Raw genomic sequence first — 20635 nt, forward strand, 5'->3', positions numbered from 1 at the left:
CGACGCGTGAGAACATCGGACTGATAGTGCAATGTCGAAATTCCTTCTGAAACGACTGATCATGATGCTGCTCACCATGCTGTGCGCATCATTCCTGGTCTTTGCCGTCTGCGAATTCACCCCCGGCAGCGTGGCGCGCAAATCGCTCGGCCCCTTCGCCACGCAGCAGCAGGTCGATATCCTGACTGAAAAGCTGAAGGCCAATGATCCGCTGCTCGTGCGTTACGGTCGCTGGCTCGGCGTGCTCGTCGGCGCCATTCCCGATCCGCTGCAGGATCCGAGCACCGGGCTCAATTTCAAGGATCCGCGCGGCGCGCAGTACTTTGGCAATTTCGGCTATTCGACGCTGAACAAGCTGCCTGTCAACGACGTGATCTGGAACAGGCTTGGCAATACGGCGATCCTCGCCGGCCTCGCCTTTCTCCTGATCGTGCCACTGTCGATCATCTTCGGTATCTTGTCGGGGTTGAAGGAGGGCGGGGTGCTTGACCGAACGCTGTCGGTCATCTGCATCACTTTCACCTCCATTCCCGAATTTGCGTCGGGCGTTTTCCTGGTCACACTCTTCGTCATTCTCTGGCCGATCTTGCCGGGGACGAGCCCGCTCAACAGCGACGGCGGATGGGCGGTGCCCTATCAGTTCGTGCTGCCGGTCGCTGTGCTCGTGATCTACGATTTCGGTTACGTCGCCCGGATGATCCGCGTCTCGATGATCGGCGTCATGGAGCGGCCATACATCCGCACTGCCGTCCTGAAGGGCATGAGTACCCGTCGCATGGTTCTCGGCCATGCGCTGCGCAACGCCATGATCGCACCTTTCACCGTGCTCCTCCTGCAGATCAACTTTCTGATCAGCGGCGTGGTCGTCACTGAGCTCGTCTTTGCCTATCCGGGCTTCGGTCGCCTGATCCTGGACGCCAGCCTCTTCGGCGATATCGCCACGCTGGAAGCTGCGACGCTCATCACGGTTGCCGTCGCCGTCGTTACGCAGTTGCTCGGCGACCTGGGTTACATGCTGCTCGATCCACGTATCCGGGTGAGGTAAACCATGGCACTCCAAGACAATATCGCCGGGATCAAGGTCACTGCGGTCAAGCGGGCGGCGCGGCCGAACTGGATGCGGATCTTTCATTCCAAGACGGCCATCGTCGGCCTGTTCCTGGTCGTCTTCTGGGTGGCCGCGGCCGTTCTCGCGCCGATCCTGCCGCTACCGTCCCCGACGGATTCGGACGTGATGGCGATGGGCAATCCCTTTCCATCCGCAACCCATTGGCTCGGCACCGATATCCTAAGCCGAGACGTTCTCTCCCGCCTGATCTTCGGCGCACGCACCGTGCTTTTCGTTGCGCCGCTCTCGGTTGCTGTCGCCATGATCGTTGGCATCGCCATGGGCATGGTCGCGGGCTATTACGGCGGCTGGATCGACACGCTGATCAGTCGCTTCTCCGACATCGTGCTCGCCTTTCCCGTTCTCGTGATCTATGTGATCCTGATCGCCAATATCGGGCCGTCCGTACTCAACATCGTGCTCGCAACGACAATCGCGTCGTCACCGGGCATCGGCCGCATCACCCGTGGCCTCATTCTCGGCCTCAAAGAGCAGGAATATATAGCCGCCGCGAAACTCCGGGCGGAGAGCACGATCTACATCATGCTCGTCGAGCTCCTGCCCAATTGCCGCAGCCTGCTGATCGTCGATGCCTGCCTGCGCATCGGGTATACCATCATCACCATCGGCATTCTCGGTTTCCTCGGCCTTGGCCTGCCGCCGCCGAACCCCGATTGGGGCGGCATGGTCAAGGAGAGCGTCACCGTGCTCAACGTCTGGCCCCTGATGTCGCTCATTCCATCCGCTGCGCTCGTCAGTCTCGTTCTCGGTTTCAATCTGCTGGCCGATGGCATGCGTGAGGCATGGAAGCCATGAACCTGTCCGTATCCAACCTGCAAGGGGCCGACATGTCCGACGCTCCAAAGTCTGATCTCGAACCGCTGCTCGACATCAGGGATCTCAGGATCGAGTTCCGCGGCAAGAGCGAGACCGTGGTCGCAGTGCCGAACCTCTCTTTCAGCGTCGGGCCGGGCGAGAGCTACGGCCTCGTCGGCGAGTCCGGCTGCGGCAAGAGCACGACAGCCATGGCGATCATGGGTTATCTCGGCAATACCGGCGTGATCGCCGACGGCAGCATCCGCTTCGATGGCAGGGAGCTCGTCGGCGCCAGAGAAAAGGAGCTGCGCTCGATCCGGGGCCGGCGCATCGCCATGGTCTACCAGGATCCGATGAGTGCGCTCAATCCGGTCAAGACGATCGGATCGCAGCTTGCGGAAGTGCCTCTGCTGCATCTCGGATCGACGAAGAAGGAGGCCATGGAGATGGCGGCCGCCATGCTCGACGATGTGCGCTTGCCTGATGCCGGCGACATGTTGAAGCGCTATCCGCATCAGCTGTCGGGCGGCCAGCAGCAACGCGTCGTTATTGCCATGGCGCTTCTGGCGCGGCCTTCGCTGCTATTGCTCGACGAACCGACGACGGGCCTCGACGTGACGGTCGAAGCGGCTGTCATCGACCTGATCGGCGAGCTGCGCCGCCGCTATTCCACGAGCCTGCTATTCATCTCCCACAATCTCGGCTTGATCGCAGAAACCTGCGACCGCGTCGGCATCATGTATTCCGGCGAGATGGTGGAGGAGGGGACGACCGGCGATCTCTTCCGCACGCCGCGCCATCCCTATACACAGGGGCTGATCGATTGCATTCCAGATATCGGCAGCGATAAGCATAGCCGCGCGCTGGCCGCAATTCCCGGCCATATTCCGTTGCCGCAGGAGCGGCCGGAAGGCTGTTTCTTCGCGCCGCGCTGCTCGGGCTTCACCGCGGGTCTCTGCGACCGTCCTGATCTCGACCTGACGACGGCCGGAGCCGATCATCTCGTCCGCTGCGCCCGCTGGCAGGAGATGGAACGGCCGCGCGCAAAACTGCCGCCGACGCTCTCCACCATGGTTCAGCAGGAAGAGGCGATCGACCTTTCCGACGTCACGAAGCTCTACCGGATCAGCGCCCAGAAGACGGTCAAGGCCAACGAGGCGGTCTCTTTCGGCGCACGCAAGGCCGAGATCGTCGCTCTGGTCGGCGAATCCGGTTGCGGGAAGTCGACGCTGGCGCGCATCGCAACCGGCCTCGATAGCGCGACATCAGGATCGATCCGCATGGCCGGCGAGAACATCGCCGAGCTTCAGGCGCGCGAAAGACCGCGTCACTTATTGCAGTCCATCCAGATGATCTTTCAGAATCCGGACAGCACGCTGAATCCGTCCCACTCGGCCGCGTTTTCGATCCGTCGCTCGATCAAGAAATTCGGCGTCCGCAAGGGCAGGGCCGCAATCGAACAGCGGGTCCGGGAGCTTCTGGAAATGGTGCGGCTATCGCCCACGGTTGCCGATCGCAAGCCGAGCCAGCTCTCCGGCGGCCAGAAGCAGCGCATCGCGATTGCCCGCGCCTTTGCCGCCGATCCCTCGCTGATCGTTGCCGACGAACCGGTCTCGGCGCTCGACGTCTCGGTTCAGGCCGCAGTCGTGACCCTGCTTCTCGACATCCAGCGTGAGAAGCATACGACGATGCTGTTCATCAGCCATGACCTAGCGCTCGTCCGGCACGTCGCCGACAAGGTCGTCGTCATGTATCTCGGCAAGGTGATGGAAAAAGGCACGGTCGAAGAGGTCTTCGGCGCCGGCACCCATCCCTATACCGAAGCGCTGATTTCGGCGATCCGCAGCCCGAACCCCGACGAGGAGCCGCGTGAACGGATCCGGCTGACCGGCGAAACGCCGAGCCCCGTCAATGTCCCCGCGGGCTGTCGCTTCGCGACGCGCTGCCATCGCAAGGTCGGCACGATCTGCGACAGCGTCGCTCCGCCGATCCGGCAAATGTCTGACACCCACGAGATCGCCTGCCATATCGAGGAAGGCCGGCTGCGGGGCGAATTGCCGGTCTATGCCGCGCCAACAAGGGGATAGCGATGAGCGGCGAAGCATCCATGGGCGCGAGTTTCTGGGAGCGGGCAGCGCGATTTCGTGCACTTGTCCCGGTTATGGTCGCCATTTGCGTGATCGGCACGGGCAACAGCCTGTTGACCACATCGGTATCGCTGCGCCTTAGCGAGCCGGATGTGGATCCTGGCACGGTGCAGTTGCTTCTGACCGGTTTCCCCGTCGGCTTCCTCGCAGGCTGCCTCGCCGCGCGCTTTCTCGTCTCGCGCTTCGGCCATCGGGGCACGTTCCTGGCCGTCGGTTTCCTTGCAGCCTTCGCGGGCTTTGGCTATATGGCGACATCCGCGGCGCCGGTCTGGCTCGTGCTGCGACTTCTGAACGGCTTTGCGATGGCGGTGATATTCGTCGTCTCGGAAAGCTGGATCAATCTCTATGCGGACGAGCGTAATCGCGGCTCCTATTTCTCACTCTACATGATGATGACCTCGCTCGCCGTTCTCTTCGGCCAGCTCATGGTCGAGGCGGCAGGCCCGCATTCCCCCCATCTCTTCCTGATCGCGGCAATGACCGTGACGGTCGGCGTCCTCTATTGCCGGTTCGTCGGCCGCCCCTGGCCGTCTCTTCCAGTGCGCGATATCCGCCCGCTACAGGCCGGTGTTTCATCCGCCGATCAGCGCTATGGCCTGTGGAAGCTTGCCGTTCTCGCGCCCGTCACTATCATTGCGGTCTTCCAGGCTGGCATGACCAACATGAATGTCTTCGCGTTGACGCCGCTCTACGGCGCGAAGATCGACCTTCCGGCCGCAACGACGATCGGGCTCGTAACGGCATTCAGTATGGGTGGCATGCTGGCGCAGACGCCTGTGGGCTGGCTCTCCGATCGGCTGGACCGTCGCTGGATGCTGCTGGTGCAGGGCATACTGGCAGCCATATTCTGCGTCTCGATCATCACTCTCGGAAGCCACTTCGTACCGCTGCTTTTCGTGCTGTTCTTCCTCTATGGCGCCACGGCGTTGACGATCTATCCCGTTGGCATCGCCTTTGCCAACTCGCAGATCGACAGCCGCCACATGGTCTCGGCATCGGGCGGTCTTCTGCTGCTCTATTCGATCGGCAATGTCATGACACCAGGCGTTGCCGCCGGTCTCATGGCGCATGTAGCGCCTTACGCACTCTTCATCATGCTCGGGAGCGGCGCGGCACTCGTTGCCGTCGGCGCCTGCTTCAATCTTCGCCGCAAGGCAGTCCATTCCGACTTGAGCATTTCGTCAGACTGCCTCGTTTCCGGAGCCAATGAATGACCAAGGATTCTCGCTTCGACCTCGTCATCCGCGGAGGCCGCGTCGTGCTTCCCGAGGAGACCCGCGACATCGATGTAGGCGTTTGCGGCGGCGTGATTGTCGCACTCGGTGCCGACCTGCCGGACGGACGCCAGGAGATCTCCGCCGCGGGGCGCCTGGTCTTGCCGGGCGGTGTCGACAGCCATTGCCACATGGACCAGCAACCCTGGGAAGGAAAAGCGACCGCCGACAACTTCAACACGGGCACACTGTCGGCGCTCTGTGGCGGCACGACGACCGTCATCCCCTTTGCAATGCAGATGCGCGGCCAGTCCCTGCGCGGTATCGTCGAGGATTATCACGAGCGGGCGCGGCCGAAGGCACATATCGATTACGGCATTCATCTGATTGTCGGCGATCCGTCGCCGGAAGTGCTTCGCGACGAAATTCCGTCACTGATCGCCGAGGGTTGCACCTCGATGAAAATCTACCTGACCTATGACGGCCTCAAGCTCGACGACTATGAGGTGCTGAATGTCCTCGATCTCGCCCGATCCCATGGCGCGATGGTGATGGTGCATGCCGAGAACGATGCTTGCATCCGCTGGCTCACCGAGAAGTTCATCGCCGCCCGCAAGACGCAACTGCGTTATCACGAAAAGGCCCATTCCGAGATCGGCGACCGCGAGGCGACCTTCCGCGCCATCAGCCTGTCGGAACTGATCGAGACGCCGATCCTGGTGAGCCACGTCGCTGCCGGTGGTGCCGTCGAGGAGATCCGTCGCGCCAAGGCGCGCGGGCTGCCGATCTATGCCGAGACATGCCCGCAATATCTCTTCCTCTCGGCCGAGGATATCGATACCCACGATCTCTCCGGCTCGAAATGCGTCTGCACGCCGCCCCCGCGCGACAAGTCGAACCAGCCGGATATCTGGCGCGGCATTCTGGACGGCACGCTCGAGGTCTTCTCGTCCGACCATTCGCCCTGGAACTATGCCGACAAGATCGCCGGCGGTCCGGATACGCCGTTCAATCGTATCCCGAACGGCATTCCCGGCATTGAGACGCGGCTCGCTCTGCTCTTTTCGGCCGGCGTCAACGGTGGTCGCATGTCGCTGCAGAAATTCGTCGATCTGACGTCTGCCGCCCCCGCGCGGCTCTTCGGCCTCTATCCGCGCAAAGGGCTCATTGCCGTCGGATCGGATGCTGACATCGCGATATGGGATCCGGATCGGGTCGTGACGATCAACAATGACATGCTGCATCACGCAACGGACCACACGCCCTATGAGGGGCAGACGATCCGTGGCTGGCCGGTCATGACCATCTCGCGCGGCGAATTGGTGTGGAATGACGGCGAGGTGCTGTCTGTAGCCGGTCGCGGCCGGTTCATCGCCCGGCAGCGGCCGTTCCCGCCGCAGCAGGGCCTTTCGCGGATACTTGCATCATGACCGCGACCGGAAATCCCATGACAGCGCGGCTCGACGGCAAGGTGATCATGATTACGGGTGCCGCCAGCGGCATAGGCGCAGCGATTGCGCGCCGCTGCGTTGACGAGGGCGGTTATGTCGTCTGTGCCGATCAGTCGGAGGACGCGGTTGGTAACCTCGCCGACAGTTTCGGCCCTCGCGCCATTGCCGTTCGCTGCGACGTGAGGGATCAGCGCTCGATGGAGCGGGCGGTCGAAACAGTTCGTGGCCGTTTCGGGCGGCTGGACGGGCTGGTGCACAACGCGGCAGCGCCATCGCTTGACGGCACGGTCGTCGATCTCAGCGAGGAGCAATGGCGTCTCGAAATCGACGTCAGCCTGACCGGCGCGTTTCTGGCGGGCAAGTTTGCGATTCCATTGATGACGGCAAATGGCGGTGGCTCTGTCGTGCTGATAGCTTCTCAGTTCGCGCATGTCGCGACGGGCAAGGCAGTCGCCTATTGTGCGGCCAAGGCCGGTCTCGTTCATCTAGCCAAGGCGATGGCGATTGACCATGCAGCCGAGGGCATTCGTGTCAACAGCCTGTCGCCAGGGGCCGTCGCCACGCCGCGGCTCTTGCAGCGCTGGCCCGATCTCGAGGCCGCCGACAAAGGCCTCGGTGCGGCGCATCTGCTCAACCGGATTGCGCAGCCGGAAGAGATTGCAGCGTCGGCCGCCTTTCTCCTTTCGTCCGACGGTTCCTTCGTTACCGGCACCGACCTTCTCGTGGATGGCGGCTATGCGGCTCGCTGAGGTTTTCTTTCACACGCAACTGGAATGGATTTCAAAATGACCCTTCTTGTCACCGGCGGTACTGGTTTCGTGATGAGTGTGGTGGCGCGGGAATGGCTCGACCGCGATCCCGCTGCCCGCGCCGTTATTCTCGATCGCTCCGGCCTCGACGCCATGGCCGAGCAATATTTCGCTCCGGTTCGCGATCGGCTGACGGTCATTACCGGTGATATCTGCGATCCCTCGCAATGGTCCGATGCGCTCGACGCTCACGGCATCACGGCGATCGTTCATGGCGCGACCATCACGCCGATTTCACGCGGCAGCGCCGCCGAGGCGAAGCGCCAGCCCGAGGCCGAGGACCCGGCGCGGATTGTCGACGTCAATCTGATGGGTACGGTGCGGATGCTCGAATGGGCGCGCAAGAAGCCGTCGGTCAAGCGTTTCCTCTATGTCAGCTCGGGCTCCGTCTATCGCCACCATGGCCCGGACTGGGCGGGCGAGCCTTTGCCGGAAGATGGCTATGTCGCGCCGCTGACGCTCTACGGCATCTCGAAATTCGCCTCCGAAATGGTCGTCAACCGCTATGCGGATCTCTTCGGCATTTCTGCTCTGAGTGTCCGCCTTGCCTCCGTCTATGGCCCGATGGATAGGGCGACCGAAAGCCGAAACTTCCGCCATGTCCCGAACCGTGTCGCTCATATGGCGCTTTCAGGCGACGTGATCCGGCCCAACAGCCTGGAATCGATCGGCGATTACGTGCATTCCGGCGATGTTGCAAAGGCCGTCATCGCGCTGATCTCGGCACCGCGCCTTCGCTATCGCCACTACAATATCGGCAGCGGCCGCACGTCGACGACGGGCGATATCGTCGAATGGGCGCGGGAGCGGATGCCTGATCTGAAGGTCGAAGTCAGCCCTCACGAAACCGCCAACGTCATCCAGGACGCGACGCTGAAAGACGGCATGTGGGGAGAATACGATCTTGCCCGCATCGAGCGCGATACCGACTGGCGTCCGCGCTCCGGCAGGGAGGCCTTCCACGACTACATGGACTGGATTGTCGCCAACGAGGCTGCGGCGGCAAAGGAGGGGAAATAATGTCCGAGACCATCAAAATAGAAAACACGGAACGCCAGCCGCGCGACTTTATCGGCTACGGCCCCAAGCCGCCCTTCATGAACTGGCCCGGCGACGTCAAGGTCGCGATCAATCTAGTTCTCAACTATGAGGAAGGCTCGGAATATTCCTGGCTGGAAGATGCCCGCAACGACAATTGGGGCGAATACAACATCCCCAATAGCCCTTTAGTGCGAGATCTCGGCACCGAGACTCACTTCGAATATGGCAGCCGCGCCGGCGTCTGGCGGTTGGCTCGCCTCTTTGACCGCTACAACATCCCGATCACGGTCTCGGCTTGCGCCGTGGCACTGGAAAAGAACCCCGCCGTCACTGAGTGGATGAATGCCCGCGGCCACGACCTGCTGGGCCACGGCCTGCGCTGGAGCGAATACTCGACTGTCGCGCGCGAAGACGAGGAACGGGAGCTGCATGAGGCGATCGCGCTCTATAAAAAGCTGACTGGCCGCCGCCCGATGGGCTGGAATTGCCGTTCCTTCCCGAGCGTCAATACGCGCGACCTGATCGCAAAGGAGGGCGGGTTTCTCTACTACTCCGACCCCTGCAACGACGATCTTCCTTATTTCATGGACCATGACGGCACGCGCATGCTCGTCGTGCCCTATTCGAAGACGCTGAACGACAGCCGCTATCTGATAGCGCCGGGCTACAGCAATCCGCGCGATTTCGCCGAAGATTGCCGCTCCGCCATCGATTACCTGCTCAGCGAGGCCGACGAGACCGGCGGGCGGATGCTGACGATCGGCGTACACGCCCGCTGGATGGGCCAGCCGAACCGGGCTTCCGGCCTGCGTGACGTCATTGAGCATGTCCAGAAAACCCCCGGCGCCGCCTTCATGCACCGCGAGGATATTGCCCGCTACTGGCTCGAAAACCATGAAACATTTGGCCGCCATGCGTGATGGGACAGAGGCAGCGTCGCTGGCGAAGCCCGAGGAAACAATGAGCGATTTGAGGAAAGACATGAACGGTGCTGAGGTCGTCGCCTCGATCCTGAAACAGGAAGGCGTGAAGCAGATCATCGGCTTCCCGAACAGCGAGCTGTTCGATGCGTCGGCTCATCTCAACATTCCGCCGGTCATAACCCGGACGCCGCGTGTGGCTGTCAATATCGCCGAGGGCTATGCCCGTACGACGGCGGGGAGAGAACTCGCCGTGGTCACTGTGCAATATGGTCCCGGCGCGGAGAGCGCTTTCGGCGGCATTGCGCAGGCTTTCAATGATCGCGCGCCGATCCTTTTCTTGCCGACCGGTTATCCGCGCGGCTCGGAGGCGGTGGCGCCGAATTTCGAGGCGAGCCGCAATTTTCGTCACATCACGAAATGGTGCGAGGCAGTGACCCGCGTCGAGCATTTGCCGAAGCTGATGCATTCGGCAATCACCCGTCTTCGCAATGGTCGTCCGGCGCCCGTACTTCTCGAATTACCGGTCGATCTATTGGCGGAAAAGCTCGATCCGTCCCACGACATCTATCAAAGGCCTCGTCGCAGCGTGCCACAAGCGGATGCGGCCGAGATTGCCGAACTAGTCGCAACCCTGTTCGCCGCAAAGAATCCGGTGGTTTTTGCGGGCCAGGGCGTACTTGCCGCCTCGGCTTCGCAAGAACTGGTTGAGTTCGCAGAGCTGCTGCGCATCCCCGTCATGACGACACCGAACGGCAAGAGCGGCTTTCCGGAAAACCATTCGTTGGCGCTTGGCACGGCTGGCAGGGCGCGGCCGGCAACGGTCGATCATTTCATGGACAAGGCCGACGTCGTGCTGGCGCTTGGCACGAGCCTCACCCGCTCGCACTACATCCTGCCGATCGCCAAGGACAAGGTGTTACTGCAGGTCACCATCGACGAGGGTGACCTCGGCAAGGATTATCCGATCGTACAGGGGGTCGTCAGCGACGCCCGCTCTGCATTGAGGCAAATGATCGCCCATGTCAAAAGCGAGCGGCTGGCCATCCCCGATCGCGGCGATATTGCCGAAGAGATCCGCGGTATACGCGCCGCCTTCATGAAACGCTGGATGCCGTTCCTGACCGCCGACAGCGAGCCGATCTCGCCCTATCACGTCGTCTGGGAAATCATGCGCGCCGTCGATCCGGCCAAGACTATCGTAACCCACGATGCCGGCAATCCGCGCGACCAGTTCAGCCCTTTCTATGAGGCAACCGTACCGGGCAGCTATGTCGGCTGGGGCAAGACGACCCAGCTCGGCAGCGGGCTTGGTTTTGCGCTTGGCGCCAAGTTGGCGCGGCCGGAGGCGACCGTCGTCAACCTGATGGGCGAGGCGGCCTTCGGCATGGTCGGCATCGATTTCGAAACGGCGATCCGCTGCAATCTGCCGATCCTAACTGTCGTAATGCGCAACAACGTGCTCGGCGGATATGCCGCGAGCATGCCGATCGCGACAAAGAAATATGGTGCCAACCGCATGTCGGGCGGCTATGCGCCGATCGCCGAGGCGCTTGGCGGCCATGGTGAATGCGTAATCTCTCCCGCCGATCTGCGCCCGGCGCTGCTTCGCGCCCTGGAGAAAGTGGGTCAGGGGCAGGCGGCTCTGGTCGAGGTCGTGACGCATGAAGAGCCGCGCCTGCCGGGGCTTTGCTGACGGCGCGCGACAGGAGGGCGGCATGTTCGACATGATCATATCGGGCGGCACCGTCGTCAACGCCAACGGTGAGAGACGGGCCGACGTCGGCATCACGGACGGGCGGGTCGCCGCGATCCTCTCGCCCGGTGACGTGGCTGAGGCTCGCACAGTCGTTGATGCGGCAGGCTGCCATCTGCTGCCCGGTCTCGTCGATGCCCATGTCCACCTGCGCGAACCGGGGCTGACCCAGAAGGAAGACTTCGATAGCGGTACCCGGGCGGCGGCGCTCGGCGGCGTGACATCGGTGCTCGATATGCCGACAGACGATCCATGGACGGCGACATCAGGACAGCTTGCTGAGAAGATGGCGATGGCCAAGGGGCGCATCCACGTCGATGTCGGCTTCCAGGCGGTTCTCAGCCAGGACCTCAGCCTTCTCGAAGGACTGCTCGCTCTCCGTCCGGTTTCGCTGGAACTCTTCACTGCCGATGTGCCTGAAGCATTTCGCTTCAATACGATGGATGCCGTTGCCGAGATGCTGAAGCGCCTTGCCGGACGCGACACGCTGATCGGTATCTCTCCAGGCGATCAGTCCATTCTGGAAGGTAGCGGTCCGCGCGACGGCGCCGGCGATATAGCCGCATTCCTCGCCAGCCGCCCGCCGCTGGCTGAGGCCGACGGCGTTGCGCGCGCAGTGCTCGCCGCAGCAGCGACCGGTGCGCGCATCCATGTCCGCCAGGTCAACTCCGCCATTGGCGTTTCCACATGGCGGCGTCTTCGCGACATGGCCGACGCGACCATCGAGACGACGCCGCAGAACCTGTTCTTCACAGCTGAGGACTATGCGACGCTCGGCGCAAACCTGAAGGGATCGCCGCCCCTTCGCAACGCCAGAGACGTCGAAGCGCTGCGGGCCGCCTTGTCCGAAGGGCTGATCGACATTGTCGCCACAGACCACGCGCCGCACAGTCCGACAGAGAAGGCGGCGACCTATGCTGCCTTCGCCGATATTCCGGGCGGCATGCCGGGTCTGCAGACGCTGCTTCCGACGATGCTCAGGCTGGTCGCGGAAGGAGTGATAGGTCTCTCCGAACTCGTTCGCATGTGTGCCCGCAATCCAGCCGAGCGATTTGGTCTCGCCAGATCGAAGGGGGCGATCGCGACCGGTTACGATGCCGATATCCTGGTCGTCGATCGGCGCCGGAGTAGCCTCATCACCAATGCTGAACAGGCGTCGCGGGCGGCCTACACCCCGTTCGATGGCTGGAGCATTCCGGCAAAGCTCACTCGCGTCTTCCTGCGGGGACAAGAGATCGTCCGCGACGGTGCAATCATTGCCGAAAGGCGCGGCGCGGTTGTCGTACGCGAAGTCTGAGGAAACACCATGCCTATGCTGCAGAACAGAATTGCCATCATAACCGGCGCAAGCTCCGGTCTCGGCCGCGCCATCGCATTGCGTTACGCCCGAGAGGGGGCGTCGGTCGTTATCGCCGACACGATCGAAGCGCCGCTGGAGGGCGGAGAGACCACCCTCGAGCGGATCTGTGCCGGCGGCGGCAAGGCTTTTTTCGTCAAGACGGATATTTCCAATTGGGACGCCGTCGATGCGTTGGTCAGCGAGACCGTCAAGCATTTCGGCCGGCTCGACGTAATGGTCAACAATGCGGCGATCTACACATCGACCAATCTGCTGGAAACGACGTCGGAGCAGTGGGCACGCGTCATCGGCGTCAACCTCACCGGTTTCTTCTATTGCTGCAAGCGGGCTGCGCAGCAATTCCTTGCCCAGGAGCCGGTCAGCGAAGTGCGCGGCCGCATTATCAACATCTCCTCGCAGCATGGAATGGTCGCTTGCCCCGGCGATTTTCCCTATGGCGTCAGCAAGGGCGGGATCGTCCAGATGACGCGCCAGATCGCGGTCGATCATGCCGACGATCTGATCATCTGCAATGCGATCGCGCCGGGCAAGATCGTCACCGGCAAGCCCGGGGTCGCCAATGATCCGGATGCGCTCGATTATTCGCGCCGCCGCACGCCCTGGCCGCGCCTCGGCGTCCCCGAAGATGTCGCCGGCGCCGCCCTTTTCCTGGCAAGCGACATGGCGAGCTACATGACCGGCATCAACCTCATGGTCGACGGCGGCTGGATGGCCGGCTGACCCCTCAACGAAAGGCCGGCTGTCTGCCGGAGAATGAAAGGAAGCACACATGGATCTGGGACTCAAGGGAAAGACGGCGCTCGTTCTCGGCGCGGGCGGCGGCCTCGGCGGAGCGATTGCCAGGACGCTGGCAGCGGAGGGAAGCAGCGTCGCTGTTGCCGATATCAACAAGGAAGCTGCTGAAAAGGCGGTCGCCGAGATCGAGGCAAATGACGGCAGCGCCATGGCGATTGCCTGGGACCTGGCTGATCTGAGCATCATCGCTTCGAACCTCTCCGTGATCGAAGCCCGGTTCGGATCGGTGGATGTGCTCGTCAACATCACCGGCGGCCCGCCGCCGACTCTGGTCGCCGGCCAGAGCGCCGAAAGCTGGCGCAAGCATTTCGACAGCATGGTGCTATCGGTCATCGCAATCACCGATGCCGTGCTGCCGAAGATGCGCGAAAAGAGATGGGGGCGGATCATCACCTCGACCTCGTCGGGCGTCGTTGCGCCCATTCCTAATCTCGGGCTTTCCAACGCGTTGCGCATGTCTTTGCTGGGCTGGTCCAAGACGCTCGCCGGCGAAGTTGGTCGAGATGGGGTCACGGTCAATATCGTGCTGCCGGGCCGCGTCGCGACGCAGCGCATCACGTTTTTGGACGAGCAGAAAGCCAAGCGGGAGGGGCGCTCGGCGGAAGATGTATCGGCGCAGAGTACGGCTTCCATCCCTGTCGGCCGATATGGTGAGCCGCAAGAATATGCCGACGTTGTTACCTTCCTCGCGAGCATACGCGCATCGTATGTGACGGGAAGCGTATTGCGGATAGATGGTGGCCTCATCGCAAGTGTGTGAACGCAATCCGGACGGCGGCGGCTGCTGATTTGAGGAAGCAAAGGCCGACGTCCCCCAAGCGTGATCCGTTCCTAGGTGGCCTATTTCTGCTCGGAGGCAGTCGTGGCGCAGCATGGTCGGACAGAGCCGAATATCACCGTTGAGAATAGGGTTCGGTATTATCTGTGACTTGGGACCGCGGGCATCGGCGGGCCGGCGGCTCAGGTCCACTCAAGAGCGAGGATATAAACGGCTGGCCGCAGCTGAATCAGCCTAAACCTAGCGACGTATTGTCGACAACGGACTCGGACCGCTTTGCTCGCGATCCACGCGGCGTGGTGATTGTGCTTCTAAAGTAGGCCGCCGCTTCAGCTTCCTGATGAGCCATCTGTCGACCTCAGCCGCCTGACGATCAACCACCTTTCAACGACACAATGCTCCGCCGGGCGGCGGAGCAAGGATCAGTCAGCGACCCGTCAATTCTTGACCGTATCTTCCAAGAAGAAGCGGCCAAGTGGGTTCTGGTAAAAGTTCTCGATATTCTTGCGCGAGACGTTGATGTAGGGGCTGTAATAGAGGTCAATCCAGTTGACGTCTTCCTTCGCCATCTTCTGCAGATCGATATACATCTGCTCGCGCTTCTTGGGATCGAGCTCCAGGCGTGCCTTGGCAACCAGCTCCTTCACGGCCTCGTTCTTGTAGTTGGTCGAATAGTTGTTGTTGGAGTCGTGGCCGAGCACGAAGGTCGTCTTCTGGTCGGGATCGAGAATGTCGTTGGTCCAGTAGTTGACCGAGATGTCGTAGTCGCCGGCGACCGTCATATCCCATTCCTGGCTCGGATCGACCTTCTGCAGGTTGGCGGTGATGCCGGCCTTCTGCAGTTGCTGCTGCACGAGCACGGCCGTCTGCTCGTCGACTTCGTCGCCGGCGCGTAGAAGATAGGTCAGGGTCAGATTGGAAACGCCGGCATCGGCCAGCAATTTCTTGGCTTTATCTGGATCGTAGGGGCGCTGCAGGTTGTCGGCATAGTGATAAAGCGCGCCCTTCGGAATATACGAATTGGCAGCCGTGCCCTGGCCGAAGGTGACGGCATCGACGATCGCCTTCTTGTCGACCGCCATGTCGAGCGCCTGGCGGACTTCCTTCTTGCCGAGCGCGCCATGCGCGTGGTTGATCAGAAGATGATCCTCACGGGTCGAAGCGTCGGTATCGACATTGAGGCTGGGATCCTTCTTCAGCTCCGCCACGCGGGAAAAGGGAACGAAGATCGCTGCATCGAGCTGGCCGGCCTGGACGTTCAGCATACGGGTATTGTCGTCCGGCACGGAGATCCATTCGACGCCATCAAGCTTCACACGGTCGGCCTGCCAGAAATAGGGGTTCTTCTTGAGGATGATGCGATCGCCGCGCCGCCATTCGTCGACGACAAAGGCGCCCGAGGCGATCGGCTTTTCGCCATAAGCGTCGGGGCCGAGCGTTTCCATGCCCTTCTTGGAGATGACTGAGGCATTCGGCAGTGCCAGCGTCGACAGGAAGGGCGCGGAGGGATGCTTGAGCTTGATCGTCAGCGTATGCGCGTCGGTTGCGACCGCGGTATCGATTACCTTGTAGGAATCACTCCAGAGCGAGGCCGTGTCGTCGCGGATGCGCAACAGGCTGAAGGCGGCATCCTCGGCCGTCAGCGGCGAGCCGTCGGAGAATTTCGTGTCGCGGATCTTAAAGACATAGGTCAGGCCATCGTCGGATGCGGTCCAACTTTCGGCGAGACCGGGCTCCAGCTTGGTGCCGGTCTTGTCAACACGGATCAGCACGTCGTAGACGTTCGAGAAGACCCAGTTATCGATGTTCTGCGCCGTCTTAATCGGATCGAACGTCGTCGAATCTTCGCGGCGGCCGATGGTCAGCACACCGGCAGCTTCGGCATAGGTTGCGGTGAGAGTAAGGCCGGCGACGATGGCCGCGAGCCCGATTGATTTCCATCTGCTGGTCATAAGATCGTTCCCTTGGTTGTTATGGCATGCGCTTGAATGGCAGGATTTCGACGACTTTCCTTTCGCCCCGAAGACCCGTGTCGGCGAAGAGCTGCTTGTTCGGATCGATGTCGGGGATGGCGGCGATGAGCGAGGCCGTATAGGCATGTCTGGGCCGCGTGAAGACCTCCTCGGACGGGCCTTCCTCTACGATTTCGCCGCGATACATGACGACGGTGCGGTCGCAAAGATTGCGGACGATGGCGAGGTCATGGGCGATGAAGAGCAGGGTCAGGTTCATCTTCCGCCTCAGCTCGCGGAAGAGCGCGATGATCTGCGCTTGTATGGTGACGTCGAGAGCGGCGACGCATTCGTCGGCGATGATGAGCTTAGGATCGACGGCGAGTGCACGAGCGATGCCGGCGCGCTGGCATTGGCCGCCGCTCATGCTGCGCGGCTTGCGATTGACGAATTCGCGTTCAAGGCCGACGAGGTCCAGCAGCTCGCCAACGCGGGCGGGAATATCGGCAGATGCGACCTTGCCCTGCACCTTAAGCACTTCGGAAAGCATCTCGCCGATTGTCAATCGCGGGTTGAGCGCATTGTAGGGGTCCTGGAATACCATGGCCGCCTCGCGCCGCAGCTTGACGAGGCCCGCTGCTCTTCGTTGCGCCAGATCGATGCCGTCGAAGGTGATGTGCCCAGAGGAGAGCGGTGTCAGGCCAAGAATAGCACGGGCAAGTGTGCTCTTACCGCTGCCGGATTCGCCGACGACCCCGACCGTTTCGCCCGGCATCACCTGCAGGCTGACGCCCGAGACGGCGTTGACCGTTCTTTTATCGCTGCCGTTGAAGAAGCCGCCGACATTGAAGCGAACATGAAGATCGTCGATTTCAAGGAGAGGCTTGAGGGGCGTATCGTCTCTCATGGTTTCCGCAACGTATGCCGTCTCATCGGGCATCGACGGATGGCTCTTGATCAGGTCGATCGTGTAGTGATGCCGCGGTTGCGACAGGAGCGTCCGTTTCAGCCCTTCCTCCAGCAGCTTTCCGCCGCGCATCACGGCGATCCGGTCGCAGGTCTGGGCGACGATGCCGAGATCATGGGTGATGAGAATGATGGAGAGGCCGCGCTTGTCGCGGATTTCCATCAAGAGCTTGAGAATCTGCGCCTGGATAGTGACGTCGAGCGCGGTGGTCGGCTCGTCGGCAATCAGGATCTTCGGATTGCAGGAAAGCGCTACGCCGATCATGGCGCGCTGGCGCATACCGCCGGAAAATTCGTGCGGATAGCTGTCATATTGCCTGATAGGATCGGGAAAGCCGACCTGGGCAAGGATCTCGGTTGCTGCAGCGCGGGCCCCGCGGGCATTGAGGCCCTGATGATAGCGGATGCCTTCGGCGATCTGGTCGCCGATGCGCATGACGGGATCGAGATGGCTCGTCGGATTCTGGAAGATCATGCCGATCTCGCCGCCGCGCACCTCAAGCATTTCCGCATCGCTGACATCGGTCAACTCCCGTCCTTCGAGGCGGATCGAGCCGCCTTCGATCTTCAGCAGCGAGGAGGGCAGCAGCCGCACAAGCGAGCGGCACAAGAGACTCTTGCCAGAGCCGCTCTCGCCGACAAGGCCGAGGATTTCGCCCTTGCCGAGATCGAGCGAGACGCCATCAATCAGCGTCCGCACGCCGTTATCGAGGTGGGCTTTCACAATGAGGTCGCGGACGGAAAGGACGGGCGCGCTCATTCATGCACTCCGAGCAATTCTCCAAGCGCATCACCCAGCATGCTGAAGCCGAAGGCGAGGCAGACAATGGACAGGCCAGGAAAGAGTGTGATCCACCAGGCTGTGGTGATGAAGCTCTGGCCTTCGGCAACCATGACGCCCCACTCAGCGACCGGCGGCTGCACACCGAGGCCGAGATAGCTGACCGCCGCGCCGCTCAGGAGCACGAGCACCGCGTCCGACATGGAAAAGACGATCGAGCCGGCTATGGCGTTTGGCAGCAGATGGCGGAACATGATGCGCGGCCGGCTGAAGCCGAGACTGGCGGCGGCAACAGCATAGTCGCTGCCCTTCAGGACCAGCATCTGCGCGCGGATGAGGCGGGCATAGGAAACCCAGCCGACCAGGGCCATGGCGATGTAAAAGCTGCTCAACCCCGGTCCGAGGATGGCGATGATCGACAGCATCAGCACCAGGAAGGGGAAAGCGAGGATGACATCGACGACGCGCATGAACAGCGCATCGACGATACCCCCAAAGAAGCCCGCGACAGTGCCGACCGTGGTGCCGATCAGAAAGGGGAAGAACACCCCGACGACGGCGATCTGCAGGTCGATACGCGTGCCCCAGATGACCCGCGACAGGATATCGCGACCGAAATTATCCGTGCCGAAAGGGTGTAGCAGCGACGGAGCCTGTAAGCGCACATCGGCATTCTGGAAGATCGGATCATAGGGCGCGACAAAGGGAGCGCAGATCGCGAGAATTAGGAAGAATAGCAGGATGCCGCCGCCGAGCGTCAGCGTCAGGTGTTTTCCGAGGAACTTCCTCCAGCCGATTGAAGCGTGGGATATCGTATCGACGCTCATAATTTCACCCGCGGGTCTGCGGCGACGGTCACGATATCGGCAAGGAAATTGACAAGCACCGTGGCGCAGGCAAACACCATCGCGACACCCTGGACGACCATGTAGTCGCGCGAGAAGATGGCGCGCACCAATAACTGGCCCATACCGGGCAGAGCGAAGACGCTTTCGACGACGACTGTGCCGCCGATCAGCCAGCCGATATTGACGGCAAGCAGATTGATGGTTGGCACCAGCGAGTTCGGTACCACATGCCGCCAGAAGACGATGCCCTCCGGCATGCCGCGGGCACGAGCGGCGGTCGCCACATCCGATTTGAGGGATTCGATCATCGCAGCCCGCAGGCTGCGGGTCAGCACCGTCGAAAGTGACAGCGCGACGGTCAGAGCCGGCAGAATGAGATGGGCGATTTTGTCGCCGATCGTCGATCCATAGCCTGACACCGGAAGGACGCCGAACTCGATGCTGAACAGGATGATCAACATCAGCCCCAGCCAGAAAGGCGGAAAGCCGATACCGAACGTGGAGACGATGCGCACGACATGGTCCGGCGCGCGGCCAGCATTGCGTGCGGCAATCGCGGCCATGGGTACGGCGATGAGGATCGACAGGATGACGCTTGAGACGACCAATGCGATCGTCGGCTCGATTCGGGTGGCGATCAACGGCAGCACGTCGATCTTGTAAAGGATCGACTTGCCCATCTCGCCATTGCCGAGATTCTTGATGAAATAGAAATATTGCAGCCATATCGGCTGGTCGAGGCCATACTGAGCGCGGATATTGGCAAGCGCCGTCGGCGTGGCGCGCGTGCCGAGGATGTTGCGCGCGGGATCGCCTGGGATCAAATGTACCAGAACGAAGGTAATGACGCTTATGCCGAAAATAACCGGCAGGAACTGCAGCGGCCGTGTCAGAACGAATTTATAGCGATGCATGGCGGCGATCGCCCCTTTGTCGTCGTCGGGTTTGAATCACCTTATCGTGCATCAGCTTGCCCTGTACCGCGACAGGAAACCGAGAAGCGTGGGGTAGTAGTCATTTGGATTTTCGTAAAAGGGCATGTGGCTGGCATTGGCGAAGACCTTGAGCTCCGCTTTCTGCAAGGCGAGCTTCATACGAAGCGCGCAGGCTGGCGTTAGTTCGTCGTGCTCGCCCGTCGTGATCAGCACGGGCATGGTCAGTCGCGGGAGGTCGGGAATGCGATTCCAGTCTTTGAGATTGCCGATATAGAGAAATTCGTTCGGCCCCTGCATCGTCTCGTAAGGACCCATGTTCCAGTCGTCGAGCGAGCGGCGAACCGGCGCCGGCCATTCCGGCAGGCGACAGACATGGCGGTAGTTGAGGATGGTGACTGCAGCGAGATATTCGGGATGAGTGTAGGTGCCCTGCGCTTCGTGTTTTTGCATCATGGCGACAGTTTCTGGGCCAAGCGCTGCGCGTAGCCGCTCCAGCTCGGAAATCAGGTGCGGCATGTCCGCAACGGTGTCTTCGAGGATCAGCGTCTGCAGGTTCTCGGGATAGGTTAGTGCATAGTCGATCGCCAGCCAGCCGCCCCAGGAGTGGCCGAGCATATGCACCTTGCCGAGGCCGAGCGCCTTGCGAACAGTCTCCGTCTCTTCGACATAACGGCCGATGGTCCACAGACCCTTGTCTGTCGGTCTATCGGAGGCTCCGGTGCCGAGTTGATCGAAGGCGACGACTCGGTATCCCTTGTCGATCAGGCAGGAGTGGGCTTCGCGCAGATAGTCGCATGGCAGGCCCGGGCCACCATTCAAGCAGAGGACGGTTTCCGGTCCGCCGCCGAAACTGTAGGCGACCACCTTGTGACCATCGACCTCGATGTCGTGCCGCGCTTCTGGCTGGATTTCACGCCACATTGGCAACTCCGGCAAAAGATTCCGCTTGCTCAATATT

Annotated in this window: 17 protein-coding genes; 12 read left to right on the forward strand and 5 right to left on the reverse strand. The window is 61.6% G+C overall.

Annotated elements, in window-relative coordinates:
- Positions 1 to 31 precede the first annotated feature (31 nt).
- Genes CCGE525_RS22925 through CCGE525_RS22980 form a run of 12 tightly spaced genes read left to right on the forward strand, consistent with a single transcriptional unit; the run spans position 32 to position 14177 of the window.
- Positions 32 to 1045 (forward strand): ABC transporter permease, encoded by a 1014-nt coding sequence (locus CCGE525_RS22925; RefSeq protein ID WP_120706681.1) that lies wholly within the window; start codon positions 32 to 34, stop codon positions 1043 to 1045.
- A gap of 3 nt (positions 1046 to 1048) precedes the next feature.
- On the forward strand, positions 1049 to 1924 hold the full coding sequence (locus CCGE525_RS22930; protein ID WP_120706682.1) for an ABC transporter permease: 876 nt from the start codon (positions 1049 to 1051) through the stop codon (positions 1922 to 1924).
- Positions 1921 to 4011 carry a dipeptide ABC transporter ATP-binding protein gene (locus tag CCGE525_RS22935; protein ID WP_120708582.1) on the forward strand — a complete coding sequence of 697 codons (2091 nt, stop codon included), beginning with the start codon at positions 1921 to 1923 and terminating at the stop codon, positions 4009 to 4011. Before CCGE525_RS22930 ends, CCGE525_RS22935 begins: the two co-directional genes overlap by 4 nt.
- A 2-nt stretch (positions 4012 to 4013) precedes the next feature.
- Positions 4014 to 5285, forward strand: coding sequence for an MFS transporter (locus CCGE525_RS22940; protein ID WP_120706683.1), 1272 nt, complete (start codon positions 4014 to 4016; stop codon positions 5283 to 5285).
- Positions 5282 to 6715, forward strand: coding sequence for a dihydropyrimidinase (hydA, locus tag CCGE525_RS22945; protein ID WP_120706684.1), 1434 nt, complete (start codon positions 5282 to 5284; stop codon positions 6713 to 6715). The genes CCGE525_RS22940 and hydA overlap by 4 nt, the downstream gene beginning before the upstream one ends.
- Complete coding sequence (locus CCGE525_RS22950) at positions 6712 to 7485, forward strand: SDR family NAD(P)-dependent oxidoreductase (RefSeq protein ID WP_120706685.1); 774 nt, start codon at positions 6712 to 6714, stop codon at positions 7483 to 7485. The genes hydA and CCGE525_RS22950 overlap by 4 nt, the downstream gene beginning before the upstream one ends.
- Before the next feature lie 36 nt (positions 7486 to 7521).
- Positions 7522 to 8565 carry an NAD-dependent epimerase/dehydratase family protein gene (locus CCGE525_RS22955; protein WP_120708583.1) on the forward strand — a complete coding sequence of 348 codons (1044 nt, stop codon included), beginning with the start codon at positions 7522 to 7524 and terminating at the stop codon, positions 8563 to 8565.
- Positions 8565 to 9506, forward strand: a complete 942-nt coding sequence (locus tag CCGE525_RS22960) for an allantoinase PuuE (RefSeq protein ID WP_120706686.1) — start codon at positions 8565 to 8567, stop codon at positions 9504 to 9506. The genes CCGE525_RS22955 and CCGE525_RS22960 overlap by 1 nt, the downstream gene beginning before the upstream one ends.
- Before the next feature lie 40 nt (positions 9507 to 9546).
- Positions 9547 to 11202 (forward strand): thiamine pyrophosphate-requiring protein, encoded by a 1656-nt coding sequence (locus CCGE525_RS22965; RefSeq protein WP_245472268.1) that lies wholly within the window; start codon positions 9547 to 9549, stop codon positions 11200 to 11202.
- Positions 11203 to 11224: 22 nt separating this feature from the next.
- On the forward strand, positions 11225 to 12559 hold the full coding sequence (locus CCGE525_RS22970) for a dihydroorotase (protein WP_120708584.1): 1335 nt from the start codon (positions 11225 to 11227) through the stop codon (positions 12557 to 12559).
- 9 nt (positions 12560 to 12568) lie between these two features.
- Positions 12569 to 13342, forward strand: a complete 774-nt coding sequence (locus tag CCGE525_RS22975; RefSeq protein WP_120706687.1) for an SDR family NAD(P)-dependent oxidoreductase — start codon at positions 12569 to 12571, stop codon at positions 13340 to 13342.
- A gap of 49 nt (positions 13343 to 13391) precedes the next feature.
- A complete protein-coding gene (locus tag CCGE525_RS22980) occupies positions 13392 to 14177 on the forward strand; it encodes an SDR family oxidoreductase (RefSeq protein WP_120706688.1) in 786 nt (261 codons plus the stop codon).
- Positions 14178 to 14632: 455 nt separating this feature from the next.
- Here the strand turns inward: CCGE525_RS22980 and CCGE525_RS22985 are convergent, their stop codons facing one another.
- Genes CCGE525_RS22985 through CCGE525_RS23005 form a run of 5 tightly spaced genes read right to left on the reverse strand, consistent with a single transcriptional unit; the run spans position 14633 to position 20598 of the window.
- Complete coding sequence (locus CCGE525_RS22985; RefSeq protein WP_120706689.1) at positions 14633 to 16147, reverse strand: ABC transporter substrate-binding protein; 1515 nt, start codon at positions 16145 to 16147, stop codon at positions 14633 to 14635.
- 19 nt (positions 16148 to 16166) lie between these two features.
- On the reverse strand, positions 16167 to 17873 hold the full coding sequence (locus CCGE525_RS22990; RefSeq protein ID WP_120706690.1) for a dipeptide ABC transporter ATP-binding protein: 1707 nt from the start codon (positions 17871 to 17873) through the stop codon (positions 16167 to 16169).
- A complete protein-coding gene (locus CCGE525_RS22995) occupies positions 17870 to 18721 on the reverse strand; it encodes an ABC transporter permease (protein WP_120706691.1) in 852 nt (283 codons plus the stop codon). Before CCGE525_RS22995 ends, CCGE525_RS22990 begins: the two co-directional genes overlap by 4 nt.
- The gene (locus CCGE525_RS23000; protein WP_120706692.1) at positions 18718 to 19656 is read right to left on the reverse strand and encodes an ABC transporter permease; all 939 of its coding nucleotides are present in this window, start codon (positions 19654 to 19656) and stop codon (positions 18718 to 18720) included. Before CCGE525_RS23000 ends, CCGE525_RS22995 begins: the two co-directional genes overlap by 4 nt.
- A gap of 51 nt (positions 19657 to 19707) precedes the next feature.
- Positions 19708 to 20598, reverse strand: a complete 891-nt coding sequence (locus tag CCGE525_RS23005) for a proline iminopeptidase-family hydrolase (protein ID WP_120706693.1) — start codon at positions 20596 to 20598, stop codon at positions 19708 to 19710.
- Positions 20599 to 20635 lie beyond the last annotated feature (37 nt).

The organism is Rhizobium jaguaris (genome assembly GCF_003627755.1).
GTDB lineage: Bacteria > Pseudomonadota > Alphaproteobacteria > Rhizobiales > Rhizobiaceae > Rhizobium > Rhizobium jaguaris.